At 61.6% G+C, this 14867-nt stretch carries 6 protein-coding genes; 4 read left to right on the top strand and 2 right to left on the bottom strand.

Annotation, left to right across the window (positions count from 1 at the left end):
* Positions 1-9: 9 nt before the first annotated feature.
* Positions 10-822 (bottom strand): Wzz/FepE/Etk N-terminal domain-containing protein, encoded by an 813-nt coding sequence (locus FHX15_RS24420; RefSeq protein ID WP_184400956.1) that lies wholly within the window; start codon positions 820-822, stop codon positions 10-12.
* A 247-nt stretch (positions 823-1069) separates the two neighbouring features.
* Positions 1070-1780: a peptide-methionine (S)-S-oxide reductase MsrA gene (msrA, locus tag FHX15_RS24415; RefSeq protein WP_184400955.1), complete on the bottom strand. Its 711-nt coding sequence runs from the start codon at positions 1778-1780 to the stop codon at positions 1070-1072.
* Between the two features lie 199 nt (positions 1781-1979).
* Between msrA and FHX15_RS24410 the strand changes: the two genes are divergently transcribed.
* From FHX15_RS24410 to FHX15_RS24395, 4 genes are all read left to right on the top strand, one after another.
* Complete coding sequence (locus FHX15_RS24410) at positions 1980-7460, top strand: alpha-2-macroglobulin family protein (RefSeq protein WP_184400954.1); 5481 nt, start codon at positions 1980-1982, stop codon at positions 7458-7460.
* A complete protein-coding gene (pbpC, locus tag FHX15_RS24405) occupies positions 7457-9538 on the top strand; it encodes a penicillin-binding protein 1C (RefSeq protein ID WP_184400953.1) in 2082 nt (693 codons plus the stop codon). Before FHX15_RS24410 ends, pbpC begins: the two co-directional genes overlap by 4 nt.
* Before the next feature lie 60 nt (positions 9539-9598).
* The gene (gene treY / locus FHX15_RS24400; RefSeq protein WP_184400952.1) at positions 9599-12208 is read left to right on the top strand and encodes a malto-oligosyltrehalose synthase; all 2610 of its coding nucleotides are present in this window, start codon (positions 9599-9601) and stop codon (positions 12206-12208) included.
* Positions 12209-12314: 106 nt separating this feature from the next.
* The gene (locus tag FHX15_RS24395; protein ID WP_184400951.1) at positions 12315-14867 is read left to right on the top strand and encodes a heavy metal translocating P-type ATPase; all 2553 of its coding nucleotides are present in this window, start codon (positions 12315-12317) and stop codon (positions 14865-14867) included.

Here is a 14867-nt window from a genome sequence, read left to right as displayed (position 1 = left end):
GACCGCAATTCATGCTTCGCGTTTGCGTAGCGAACCATATAGAGCCTGTGCCATAGCTCCCAGGATGCCAATAGCAAAGCCTCCGACGAGCCCGATAAGAATCCGCTTCAGGCGATTCGACGCGAGCGAAGGCGGCGCGGCATACACCGGAGATAAAAGCTTTGCTGGCTCATTCAACTGCAGCTGTGAATTGAGCTCAGTGATTTTCGTGCGAAGGAAATTGGATTCGTCCCGCGTAGCTAAATAGATCGCCTTTTGCCAATCCGTCCCCTGAGACGACTCCATGACTTTCAGATTGTCTGCAAGTTGCTTCTCACTTGCTGCAATCTCTGCCTTGACAGCGGATTCGCTTTGAGAGCTCAAGCTCGATTGCTGCTCCTGGATCAGCTGTACAACAGCAGTCACACAGCGCTCCGCAAGCTGCGCGCTCGATGCACTCGACGATATTGAAATCACGTCATCGGGCGTCGATGGAGCGGTGATTTTAATGCTTCGTGCCAATTGCTCGCGTGTAGCGGCGCCTTTTTCGAAACAACTAGAAGCGAGCTTCAGGTCAAATGCGGCCGGTGAACGCATTCGAAACAAAATACGATCTCGCGATTCAACCGGAACAACTAAGATGGTTCTGTCAGGTCCGGGCCTGCCGATCTTTGCTAGAGCCAATTGTGCCGAAGCCTCGAAAACCGGCGGCGCTTCACTACTGAAAACGCTTGCACCAATAAGGCCGATGATCGAGCACGCGCCAATCACCAGAATATGTTTCCTCACAAAGGAAGCTAAAACGAAGAGATTTATTTCTTCATCAAACCGCTTCTCGTGCATGCCGGCTCCCGATAAATTCCGCAAGTGGAACCCGAACGATACACCGCTCGTTCGAAGGCGTCAGAACCGCTTCAAGCCTATCCTCGCGCTTAAGTCAACGTTCAAAAGATCTCATCGCGCGTCGGTAGGGCCTTGTTCCCCCTGCCACACTTGACGGTTCCCTCGCTCACTGTTCGTTTAGGGCAGCTCTGGTCAAACAAACATAATCATCTGCTGCGCACACGCCGGCACGTCAGGCGTGAGCTTCTCAACCCTTGGCCTTCAGCACCAGAACAGGGTCCTTCCTGTAGTCCGCCGGGAAGATCTGCTTCAGGTTTTCGATCTTCGGTAGGTCGTTATAGACGATATAGGGATAGGACGGGTTCAGTGTCAGAAAGTCCTGATGATACTGCTCAGCTGGGTAAAAGCCGGTATAGTCGGTGACCTTGGTTACGATCGGCTGTTTGAAGACATGGGCCTTGTCGAGCTTGGCGATATAGGCTTCCGCGACCTTACGCTGCTCGGGCTCCGAGATGAACAGCGCCGAGCGATATTGGGTGCCTTCGTCCGGCCCCTGGAAATTGAGCTGCGTCGGGTTATGGGCGACCGAGAAGAAAATCTGAAGAAGCTTACCGTAGCTCACCTCTCTCGGATTGAAGGTCACCTGCACGGATTCGGCGTGGCCGGTCGTGCCCGTGCTGACGGTTTCGTACTGGGCGGTCGACGCTTCGCCGCCGGCGTAACCGGACACAGCGCTCTTGACGCCCTTCACATGCTGAAAAACGCCCTGGACGCCCCAAAAGCAGCCGCCGGCAAAGATGGCGGTTTCCGTGCTGGATTTTCCAGCCTCGTCGATGGTAGGTGCCGGAATAACCACGGCATCCTCAGCTGCTCGGCTGGCAACCGTACCACATCCTAGCGACAGGATTGCGGTTGCGAAAAAGGCTGCCAGGGCCTTGCTTGATGTGCGGATAGACATAAACGCTACTCCGGAGACGATGTGTCAGATCCTGACTGATCGACAAAAAAGCCGCAAATCAAAAGCCATTCACTCACGCCGATGTGACGATTGCACGAAAGCCAATGTGCGGAACTGAGACAGACCGCGAGGTGAGTTGACAATTTCCTGAGGAGTGAGGAGAGTGCCGCCGGTTCAGAGCCAGCATCCGGGGGGACCAATGTCTGTGCGCTCGTTCTTCGCTATTTTCGTCACCGTCTCATCTATCATTTTCTCGGGCCTGCCGGCTTTTGCCGCCGATGCCAAGCGCGATATCGTGACCGTCAAGGATGCCGATTATTTCGGCTTCGACCTGCGCACCGAGCAGAACCTGTCGCTCGACCAGTGCAAGGCTGCCTGCATCGGCGACAAGAGCTGCAAGGCCTTCACCTATAATCCCAAGGTGAAATGGTGCTTCCTGAAGTCCGATTTCAAGACGATGAACGCTGCCCCCGGCGCGATTGCCGGCCGGATCGTTGAAACGACCGCTGCCGCCACGCCAAAAGAGCCGGATATCGGTGCCGCCCCTCGCCTGCCTTTCCTGTCCAACGATCTCGTCCAGCAGGCCCGCGATTTTCGCAATGACCTCTCACTTGCCGACGACCAGCAGGGTCAGGGCGTTGATAGCCTGACGGCCGGTGCGCGTCTTGATCTGACCGGCGGCAATCTTGCCGACGCGCTGAAGGCCTTCCATGGCGCTCTGTCGATTACGCCTGACGACGGCGATCTCTGGATCGAAACGGCCCGTGCTGCCACCTCGCTCGGCGCACCCGACAGCGACGTTTTCGGCCAGGCGGTCATCGATGCGCTAAACGGCTATCAGCTCACGCGTACGACCAATAAGCGCGCCGATGCGCTCGCGGTACTTGCCAAGGCTTTGGAAAAGAATGCCAACTATCGCGAGGCGCTCAACGCTTACAAGGCAAGCCTGGCGCTCGTCAGCGCCAAGGATGTCCAGGCCGATTACCTGCAGCTTAAGGCGACGCAGGGCTTCCGCATTACCGAGCATACCGTCGATGCCGATAGCGCCACACCGCGCGCCTGCGTCACCTTCTCCGAAGCGTTGGTCAAGACGGTCGATTACGCGCCGTTCGTGACGCTGAACGGTGAAGCACCGAAGGCACTGGAAGCCAAGGACAAGCAGATCTGCGTCGAAGGCCTCACCCACGGCGAGACCTATAAGATCGGCTTCCGCACCGGCCTGCCTTCCTCCGTCGACGAGGTTCTGGAAGCGCCTGTGACGATCGATGTCTATATCAAAGACCGTAGCCAGATGGTCCGCTTCACCGGCGACAGTTTCGTGCTGCCGTCGACGGCGCGCCGCGGCATCCCGATCGTGACCGTCAATATGGCCTCGGCCAATCTGAAGCTCTACCGGATCGGCGATCGCGGTATTGCGCCACTCCTGACCGGTTCGCAGTTCCTGACGCAGCTTGATAGCTACAGCGCCCAGAACATCGAGGATCAGAGCGGCGAACTGGTCTGGCAAGGCTCGATCGACATCGCCAACGAGCTCAACAAGGACGTCGTGACCTCCTTCCCGGTCGACGAAGCGCTGCCCGAGCGCAAGCCCGGCATCTATGTGATGGTGGCAACCCCGGCGACCGGACCGGTGCAGGACTGGGATTCGCAGGCGACCGAATGGTTCCTCGTTTCCGATATCGGTATTTCCACCTATGCCGGCACCGACGGACTGAACGTCTTTGCCCGCTCGCTCGCTTCCGCCAAGCCCATGGCCGGCGTCGAGTTGCAGCTGCTTGCCAAGAACAATGAGGTGCTCGGCACGGCGACGACCGACCGGGACGGCCGCGCCACCTTTACCGCTGGTCTGATCCGGGGCACGGCAGCGCTCACTCCCGCCGTCATCACCGCCAAGAACGGCACGTCCGACTATGTCTTCCTCGACATGACACGGGCGGGTTTTGATCTTTCTGACCGCGGTGTCACTGGCCGAGCTGCGCCCGGCGCCATCGATGTCCTGCCCTGGACCGAGCGCGGCATCTACCGCGCCGGCGAGACGGTGCACGCCGCAGCCCTTGCCCGCGATACCGATGGCAAGGCGATCGAGAACCTGCCGCTTACCTTCATCTTCTCGCGCCCCGATGGCGTCGAAGACCGGCGCATCGTCAGCCAGACGAGCAATCTCGGCGGTTATCAGGTGGACTTGCAGACGCAGGAAACCACCATGCGCGGTACCTGGACGATGAATGTCTATACGGATCCGAAAGGTTCGCCGATCGCCACCAAGACGTTCCTCGTCGACGACTTCGTGCCGGATCGCACCGACATGGAGATCAAGACCAGCTCCAAGGAGATCGGCACGGATACGCCGGCAACGATCACCATCTCGGGCAAATATCTCTATGGCGCGCCTGCTGCCGGCCTCGCCATCGAGGGTGATGTCGTCGTCAAGCCGACGCGGACGAGTGCCGCCTACCCAGGCTATCAGTTCGGCCTCGTTGATGAAGAGGCGAGCGAGGATTCGCGCCAGCCGATCGACGGGCTGCCGGAGCTCGACGAGAACGGCGAGGCTTCGACCGATCTGACGATCGGTGAACTGCCAGCAACGACCCAGCTTTTGAATGCCACCGTCTATCTGCGCATGCAGGAGCCGGGCGGCCGCGCCATCGAGCGCTCGCTGGAGATTCCGGTCAAGACGGATGAGGCGGCGATCGGCATCAAGCCGGAATTCGACGGCGATCTGCCGGAAAATGCGCTCGCGAATTTCACGGTGATAGGCCTCGACTCCCAAGGCCAGAAGCAGGAGATGAAAGGCCTGCGGTGGAAGTTCTACAAGCTGCGCCGCGACTATCAGTGGTATCGCGAGGGAACGGCATGGAAATACGAGCCGACCTACACGCCGGAAGAAATTGCTTCGGGTTCGGTGGATGCGACGGCTGCCAACGGCGGCAAGATCCAGGCACCGGTCGAGTGGGGCCGCTACCGACTTGAGGTGGAAAGCCCTGATGCCGATGGTCCGACCTCCAGCGTCGAATTCGATGCCGGCTGGTTCGTCGCCTCGACCTCGACGGAAACGCCGGACGGCCTTGAGATCGCTCTCGACAAGGACAGCTATCATGTCGGTGAGACGGCCAAGCTGAAGGTGACGTCGCGTTATGGCGGCGAACTGATGATTACGGCCGGCACGGAAACACTGATTGCCGTGCAAAATGCTGCGATGGGTGAGACCGGCGGCGAGGTCGATATTCCCATTACTGCCGACTGGGGGGCAGGCGCCTATGTGACAGCCACCCTCTTCCGTCCGGGTGATTCCCTCGACACCCATATGCCGGCGCGTTCGATCGGCATCAAATGGCTGAAAGTCGATCCGGCCGAGCGCGCGCTGCAGGTCAAGATCGATACGCCGGAAAAGATGCTGCCGCGCGGGCCGCTCGATATCGGCCTCGAGGTTACCGGCGCCGGAGCGAACGAAGAGGCCTATGTCACGGTTGCCGCCGTCGATGTCGGCATCCTCAACCTGACCCGTTACGAGCCGCCGAACCCGGAGGACTGGTATTTCGGGCAACACCAGCTCGGCCTCGAAATCCGCGACCTCTACGGGCGGCTGATCGACGGTTCGCTCGGTGCAACCGGCAAGCTGCGCACTGGCGGCGACGGCGGCGCAATCGCCCTGCAGGCAAGCCCACCGACGCAAAAGCTCGTCGCCTTCTTCGCCGGCCCGGTCAAGCTCGATGCCGAGGGCAAGGCGAAGGTGAGCTTCGACGTTCCGCAATTCAACGGTACGGCCCGCGTCATGGCTCTCGCCTGGACAAAGACCGGCGTCGGCCATAGCGCCAGGGACGTCGTCATCCGAGATCCAGTCGTGGTGACCGCAAGCCTGCCGAAGTTCCTTGCCCCCGGGGACAAGGCCAATCTGAGGCTCGACATCGCCAATACCGATGCGCCGGCCGGCGACTACAAGCTGACGCTCAGCGGCAACAAGGCACTCACGATCGACGGGCCCGCCGAACGGACCCTGAAGCTTGCAGCCGGTGGCAAGTCCGACCTGACGCTGACCCTCGTCGGTGGCGAGCCGGGCGACGGCAGCGTGGCGATCAATCTATCCAATACTTCCGGCCTGTCTCTCGACCAGGTGGTCGATGTACCGGTCAGGCCATCGTCGCTGCCGGTCACCGTGCGGCGCGTCATTGCGCTCAAACCCGGCAAGAGCCTGACGATCGACAAGAACCTCCTGGCAGACAGCGTCCTTCCCGGAGCGTCGGTTGCCGTCAATGTCACACGCTCGGCAGCCTTCGACGTTCCGGCACTGCTGATGACGCTTGATCGCTACCCCTTCGGCTGCGCCGAACAGACGACGAGCCGTGCGCTGCCACTGCTTTATCTGGCTGAAGTCGCCAAGCAGGCCGGTATGGATGAGACGGATGACGACATCCACAAGCGTGTGCAGGACGCGATCTACCGCGTGCTTTCCTACCAGGCCTATGCGGGAAGCTTCGGCCTGTGGGGCCCGGATTCCGGCGACCTCTGGCTCGATTCCTACGTCACCGACTTCCTAACGCGGGCGCGCGAGCAGAAATATGACGTCCCGGATCGGGCGCTGGTGCAGGCGCTCGAAAATCTCCAAAATTCGCTCTCCTACACGACGGACGTCAAGGGCAAGGGCGATGAGATCGCCTATGCCCTCTATGTTCTCGCCCGCAACAAGAAGGCTGCCGTCAGCGACCTGCGCTACTATGCCGACACGATGATCAACGACTTCCCGACACCGCTCGCCAAGGCACATATCGCTGCAGCGCTCGCGCTCTATGGTGATGCAGCCCGTTCGAAGAACATCTTCGTCGATGCGCTGCAGATGTCGCAGCAGTCGATGGTGACCCGCGTGAACTTCTCGCGCACCGATTACGGCTCGGTGTTGCGCGATGGCGCGGCGATCCTGGCGCTTGCGGCCGAAAGCCGACCGGTCCCGCCCGTCATTCCCGACCTCGCCAAGGCTGTGGCGCGCGAATGGGACCGCAATAAATATACCAGCACCCAGGAGCAGGCATGGATGCTCTTGGCGGCGCGTGCCCTGCAGAACGGCGACGACGACCTGAACGTCAATGTCAACGGTGCCGAGCGGACCGGCGCCTATATGGCGAAGATGACAGGCGACGCGCTAATCGATCATCCGCTGACGTTGACGAGTGCTACCGGCGACACGGTCTCCGCCGTCGTTACGACCGTCGCCGCGCCGGTCAAGCCGCTTGCCGCCGGCGGCAATGGCTTTACCATCGAGCGGAGCTACTACACGCTCGATGGCGAGGAAGCCAGTGTCAGCGAGGCGCAGCAGAACGAACGCTATGTCGTTGTTCTGCATGTCACCGAGCAGAACGACTGGGCCTCACGCATCGTTGTTACCGACCTGCTGCCGGCCGGCTTCGAGATCGACAATCCGAACCTGGTCGACAGTGCCCAGATGACAAACTTCGACTGGCTCGGCGAAATGTCGGCTGCCCATACGGAGTTCCGCTACGACCGCTTCGTTGCAGCCTTCAACCGTGATGAGAGTTCGGCGCGCGATTTCAACGTCGCCTATGTGGTGCGCGCCGTCACCCCTGGCGTCTACGATCATCCGGCAGCAACGGTCGAGGACATGTACCGCCCCGACCTGTCTGCGCGCACGGCGACCGGCAAGATGGAGGTCGTTGCGGCTCAACAATGAGGCGGTGGCAGAAATTTGCGATCGGGACTGCGGCCGGCATTTTGATTGCCGGCGCAGCTCTCTTTGCGCTCGATGCCGCCGACCAGGCCTTTGCGCCGCCCCTTCAGATGGCAGAGATCGTCTCGCCGGAAGTGCTTGATGCTGACGGGCAATTGTTGCGCGCCTTCGCAACGCCGGAAGGACGCTGGCGGCTGAAAACGAACGTTTCCAACGTCGACCCGCAATTCATCCGCATGCTGGTCGCCTATGAGGATCAGCGTTTCTATGACCATCATGGCATCGATGTCTGGGCGCTCGGGCGCGCAGCACTGCAGTTCGTCAGCAATGGCCGCATCGTTTCCGGCGCTTCGACGCTGTCCATGCAGGTGGCAAGGCTGATCGAGCCGCGCGAGAGCCGGTCCTTTTCGGCAAAACTCCTGCAGATCGCCCGTGCCGTACAAATCGAACGGCGGCTTTCAAAAGAGCAGATCCTCGATCTCTATCTCACCCACGCGCCCTATGGCGGCAATCTTGAGGGAGTACGGGCCGCAAGCCTTGCCTATTTCGGCAAGGAGCCGAAGCGGCTAACGGTGGCGGAAGCAGCCCTTCTGGTCGCGCTGCCGCAATTGCCCGAAAAGCGCCGGCCGGACCGCAATCTGAAGGCTGCCGAAGCGGCGCGCAAACGCGTGCTCGACCGTATCGCGGTGGCCGAGGTCGTGGGTGATGGCGAGGCCGAGCGCGCCGAGGGTGTCGCCATTCCCGCCCGTCGTCTGCAGCTTCCGGCGCTTGCTGCCCATGTTGCGGAAGCTGCATTGCGCAAGGACCCGAAGGCCATTCAGCACCAGACGACGCTGAAGAAGCAGGTCCAGACCGGCCTTGAGTCCGTCGCGCGTGGGGCAACGATGAAGCTCGGACCGAAGCTTTCGCTCGCCATGGTGATGGCGGATGCTGAGAGTGGCGAGATCGTCGGGGAAGTCGGATCGGCCGATTATTTCGATGCCAGCCGCTCCGGCTGGATCGACATGACCCGCATCAGCCGGTCGCCCGGCTCCACCTTGAAGCCGTTCATCTACGGCCTCGCCTTCGAGCAGGGGCTCATCAGCCAGGAAACGATCATCGAGGACCGGCCGGCCGATTTCTTCGGCTATCGGCCGCGCAATTTCGACATGAGCTATCAGGGTGACGTGACCGTCCGCGAAGCCCTGCAGCTCTCCCTCAACGTACCGGCGGTCAAATTGCTCGATGCCGTCGGTCCCTCACGGCTGATGGTACGTTTCCGCCGCGCCGATGTTCGCCCCACCTTGCCGGAGAACGAGACACCGGGCCTGGCGATCGGCCTTGGCGGCGTCGGCATTACGCTCAAAGATCTCGTGCAGCTCTATACCGCACTTGCCAATCGCGGCCAGCCGGTCAGGATCGGCGATGGTGTCACGAATATGCCGGGCAAGATCGACGGCGAGCCGCTGCTGGAGCCGGTTGCCGTCTGGAATGTCGCTGACATACTCTCGGGCGTCATCCCCCCGGCAGGCGCGCCCCAGCGCGGTATCGCCTACAAGACCGGTACGAGCTACGGCTATCGCGATGCCTGGTCGGTCGGTTATGACGGACGCTATGTGCTTGGTGTGTGGGTCGGACGGCCCGACAACAGCGCCGTACCGGGATTGACGGGCTACGGCACCGCTGCCCCAATTCTTTTTGAGGCTTTGGCCAAGTCCGGCATCGCCACGACACCCCTGCCCCGTCCGCCGGCAGGCGCGGTGCGCATTGCCCAGACGGAGCTACCGATCAGCCAGCGGCGTTTTGCCCTGAATGCCAGCGGCCTGCTTGCCGCCTCCGGCCGGGAGGCGGCGCCGCAGATCGTCTATCCTCCCGAGGGCGCCCATGTCGATCTTGGCGCCAAGGAAGGAGACCTTTCGCCGCTGATGCTGAAGCTGCAGGGCGGCCGCGCTCCCTTCCGCTGGCTTGCCAATGGCAAGCCTTTGCCGGACCTTTCACGCCGGCGAACGCAGACCTGGATGCCCGACGGCGGCGGCTATTCCAAGCTGACGGTGATCGATTCCATGGGGCGTGCCGCAAGTGTGGGCGTCTTCATCGACTGAGGGAACAAAGGCCTTTTGCAACCGTTTGAAGGTACCCCTCCGAAACGGCAAAAAGGCCCCATGACGCTCCCCTCCGCCACCTACCGGATTCAGTTCCGCAACGGCATGACTTTCGATCGCGCCTGCGCGCTCGTCCCCTACCTGACGTCGCTCGGTATCAGCCATCTCTATGCCTCACCAATCTTTTCGGCGACGACAGGTTCGACGCATGGCTATGACGTCGTCGATGCCAATGAGATCGATCCGGCGCTTGGCGGCAGGGCCGGCTTCGACCGGCTGACAACGGCATTGTCGGAGGCCGGCATGGGGCTGATCCTCGACATCGTGCCGAACCACATGGCGGCGTCCACCGAAAATGCCTGGTGGCGAAGCGTACTCGAATTCGGAAAGCAAAGCCCCTTCGCGCACTATTTCGATATCGACTGGAGTGAACGGCTGACCCTGCCGCAGCTCGGCAAAAGCTTCGACGAGTGCCTGGCCGATGGTGAGCTGAAGATCGAGATCGATGAGGCGCAGGGTAATCTCGCCATCGGTTATTACGATACCCTTCTGCCGCTCAGCACGCAAAGCTACGGCCTGCTGGCGCAGCAGCTGGATGATCCGATCCTGAGTGGCATGAGCGAACTTGCGGACGCTTCCGATGGTGGTGATCTGCATCGCGGTTTTCGCGACCTGATCTTCGAAGCCGGTGATCTCGCTCGCCTGAAGGAGCGACTGGTGGCACTTTCACAGGACCATCAATTCATGCAAGAGCTGCACGAGGCGCAGCACTGGCAGCTCCTACCCTGGCAGGAGGCCGCCCGCCATCTGAGCTACCGTCGCTTCTTCGAGGTGACGGGGTTGGTCGGCCTCAGGGTCGAGGATCCTAGGGTTTTCGAGGCGAGCCACGCACTGGTGCTCGATCTGGTGCGAAAGGGCCAGGTGCAAGGCCTGCGCCTCGACCATATCGATGGGCTCGCCGAACCTGCAGCCTATCTGCAGCGGCTGCGGGGGGCCGTCGGTACCGACACCTATATCGTCGTCGAGAAGATCCTCGCCGCAGGTGAGAAATTGCCCGCGAGCTGGCCGGTAGAGGGAACGACGGGCTATGAATTCATTGCCGCCTTGAGCGGACTTTTCGTCGAAGGCAGCGGCCAGCAGGCACTGGATACGGCCTACCGTCATCTGGCAGACGGGAACGGAGATTTCGAGGAAGGGCGGCGCACGGCGAAGAAATTGATGGTCGAGCGCAATTTCGCGGGCGAGACGGCGCGCCTGACGCTGTTAGCAAAGGGCATCTTCCCGGAGTTCGCCGGCGAGAATATCGCGGACGTGATCCGAGAATTACTGATCGCCTTTCCCGTCTACCGGACTTACGGTGTGGATGGGCCGCTCGACGCCCGGGATAGAACGCTGCTGGAGACGGCCGTCGCCTCGGCCGGCGCACATGTGAATGATGCCGGCACGCTCGAACGTATCGCTGCGCTACTCGAAGGCCACGTTGACGGTAAGCCCGCGCGCGAATTCCGAATGCGCTTTCAGCAGCTCTCCGGGCCTGTCATGGCAAAGGCGATGGAGGATACGCTCTTTTACCGCTATAACCGGCTGCTTGCGACGAACGAGGTCGGCGGCGAGCCCGATCATGCGCCAGGCGGGGTCGATGCGTTTCACGCCGCGATGAGGGACCGTCAACGATCGCAGCCCTTTGGCCTTTCGGCAACATCGACCCATGATACCAAGCGCGGCGAGGATGCGCGCGCAAGGCTTTATGCTTTGAGCGAGGGCGCCGATGTCTTTGCCACCGCAGTCGAGCACTGGTGCAGGCTGAATGCTGGCTACCGCAAGGAGCTCTCGGACGGGACGGCACCTGAACTCAATCTCGAATGGATGCTCTACCAGGCGCTTGCCGGCGCCTGGCCGGAGGATTTCGACCGGCGCCATGCTGACCGCTTGCGCGACCGTTTCACCGCCTATGCCGAAAAAGCCGTCCGCGAGGCGAAGCTGCGCACCGACTGGACAGCGCCCGATAGCGACTATGAAGAGGCCGTCCGGTCTTATGCCGCAGCGCTCCTGTCGCCAGACAATGACGCCTTTCTCGAAGATTTCGCCCGCGTGACGCAGCCCTTCATCGAGGCTGGATATGTCAACAGTCTGTCGCAGACGCTAATCAAGCTGACGGCACCCGGCATTCCCGACATCTATCAGGGCGCTGAAGGCTTCGATTTCAACTTCGTCGATCCCGATAATCGCCGCGCGCCGGATTTCGACAGGCTCGTCGGCTGGCTTGCCGATGGCGGTCCGATCGCCTGGCTGCAAGCCGAGGCGCTGAAACAGCGCATCATTCAGATCGGCCTGACGCTTCGCCGGCAGCACGACGGACTGTTTGCGCACGGAGCTTACCTGCCACTTACCGTCAGCGGCACGAGGCGTGACCACGTCGTCGCCTTTGCCCGTGCGCAGGACGATGACTTTGCAATCACCGTCGTCCCGCGGCTGATGTTCGGCTGGCTCGATCCCGGCGTGCTCTTTGCCGGACCGGAATTCTGGGAGGATACGGCAATATCAGTGCCCCTGCGCCTCCGTGGTCTCAAGGCCGATCTCCTCACCGGCAAGATGCTGGAGTCGGGAAATAGCCTCCCGCTTGGCACCCTTCTTGGCGACCAGCCGGCGGCGTTGATCGTACCTGCCTGACGCCAAGACATAAAATCCACGTCTCTGAAAAAACCTGTTGACCTTCCAGTTGCGGGAAGGTTCATAAGGCTGTCCGGATGCCAGAACGGCATGAAAGGCACAGCATATGGATAGCAAGCACGATCATCATCACGACCACGATCATCATGGGCGTGGTCACGGCCATCACCACCATGAAGGCGGGCAACAATGTGGCTGCGGCCACGACAAGAACCCCGCAGAAACGATCGTGCGCGATCCCGTCTGTGGCATGGTGGTTGACCCCAATGCCGGGAAGCCTGCTCTCGACTACGAGGGGCACACTTATCATTTCTGCTCCGACGGCTGCCGGAAGAAATTCGAGGTGGCGCCCCAGGACTACCTGACAGCCAAGGACCCGGTCTGCGGCATGAATGTCGAGCGCGCAAGCGCCAAGCATTTCGTCAAACTGGAGGGTGAGAAGTTCTATTTCTGCTCGGCTGGCTGCAAGTCGAAGTTTGAAGCCGACCCCGAAACCTATCGTCATGGAAAGAAGCCGGCGGCAGCTGCCATGCCGAAAGGCACGCTCTATACCTGCCCCATGCACCCCGAGATCGTCAGCGATCACCCGGGCGACTGCCCGAAATGCGGCATGGCGCTTGAGCCGATGGGCATTCCGGCCGAAGATGAGGGTCCGAATCCGGAGCTCGTCGATTTCACGCGTCGGCTGTGGATCAGTGCCATCTTGGCGATCCCGCTTTTCATCCTCACCATGGGGCCGATGATCGGGCTTGCCTTGCCGCGCCAAGCGCTCGGCGAACCCTTGGTTAGCTATATCGAACTGCTGCTCGCAACGCCTGTCGTCCTCTGGGCAGCCCTTCCTTTCTTCCGCCGGGCTTTGGCATCGCTCGTCAATCGCAGCCCGAACATGTGGACGCTGATCGGCCTCGGCGTCGGCACGGCCTATCTTTATAGTGTCGTGGCGACTTTGGCGCCTGATCTCTTCCCGCACAGTTTTCGCGGTCATGGCGGATCCGTCCCCGTCTATTTCGAGGCGGCGGCCGTCATCGTGGCGCTCGTGTTCGTCGGCCAGGTGCTGGAACTGAAGGCGCGCGAACGCACCGGCTCGGCGATCCGCGCCCTGCTCGACCTCGCGCCGAAGACTGCGCGCCGCATCAATGCCGACGGCAGTGAAAGCGACGTGCCGGTGGACGAGATTAAGGCCGGCGACCGGTTGCGCATACGCCCAGGCGAACGCGTGCCCGTCGACGGTTCCGTCACCGAAGGACAATCCACGATCGATGAATCGATGATCACTGGCGAACCTTTGCCGGTCGAGAAAGCAAGGGGCGACGGACTGACCGGCGGCACCATAAACAAGAACGGTTCGCTGGTCATGATCGCCGAAAAGGTCGGCGCTGAGACGACGCTCTCGCGTATCGTCGACATGGTGGCGAAGGCACAGCGTTCGCGCGCGCCGATCCAAGGGGCCGTCGACCGCGTCTCGGCGGTCTTCGTGCCTGCGGTCGTCGCCGTTGCCGTCATAGCCTTCCTCGTCTGGTCCTTCGTTGGGCCGGAGCCGCGGCTTGCCAATGCACTGCTTGCCGCCGTTGCCGTGCTCATCATCGCCTGCCCTTGCGCCCTTGGGCTGGCGACGCCGATGTCGATCATGATCGCGACAGGGCGTGGCGCGCAGGAAGGTGTCCTGATCAAGGATGCCGAAGCGCTGGAGCGTTTTTCCAAGGTCGACACGCTGATCGTCGACAAGACAGGCACGCTGACCGAAGGTAAGCCCAAGCTGACCGACGTGGCCGCATCCTCAGGCGTTGACGAGGCCCATCTGCTGGCGCTTGCCGCAAGCCTCGAGCGCGGCTCCGAACATCCGCTCGCCGAGGCGATCGTCTCGGGGGCGCAAGAGCGCGGTCTGACCTTCGGCGACGTCACCGGCTTCGAGGCAAAGACCGGCAAGGGTGTGTCGGGCACGATCGGCGGAACGGCCGTCGCCCTCGGCAATGCCGCCATGCTTGCCGATCTCGGCATCGATCCCTCGGCCCTCTCCGAAAGGACCGAGACGCTGCGCGGGCAAGGTAAGACCGTCATGTTCGTCGCCCTTGACGGCGCACTCGCCGGCCTCGTTGCCGTTGCCGACCGCATCAAGCCGACGACGGCAACGGCCATCAAGGCGCTGCACGACAGCGGCCTTAAGATCATCATGGCGACTGGCGACAATGAACGCACGGCACGTGCGGTGGCCAAAAGCCTCGGGATCGACGAGGTGCGCGCTGACGTGTTGCCTGAAGACAAGAAGGCGCTCGTCGACGAACTCCGTGCCAGAGGCGCCGTCATTGCCATGGCAGGTGATGGGGTCAATGATGCACCAGCACTTGCGGCCGCCGATGTCGGCATTGCCATGGGTACAGGCGCCGATGTTGCGATGGAAAGCGCCGGCATTACATTGGTGAAGGGCGATCTCAACGGCATCGTCCGCGCAAGGCGGCTTGCCGAGGCGACGATGCGCAACATCCGCCAGAACCTCGGCTTTGCCTTCGGCTACAATGGGCTCGGCGTTCCCGTGGCCGCTGGCATACTCTACCCGGTCTTCGGCCTGTTGCTCTCGCCGATGATTGCCGCTGCCGCCATGAGCCTCTCCTCGGTCTCCGTCATCGCCAATGCGCTGAGGCTGAGGGTGGAAAAACTCTAA

It is taken from the genome of Rhizobium sp. BK650, from assembly GCF_014195325.1.
Classification (GTDB): Bacteria; Pseudomonadota; Alphaproteobacteria; order Rhizobiales; family Rhizobiaceae; genus Rhizobium.
Note: the sequence above shows the minus strand (reverse complement) of the source record. Positions and strands in the feature narration are given on the sequence as shown.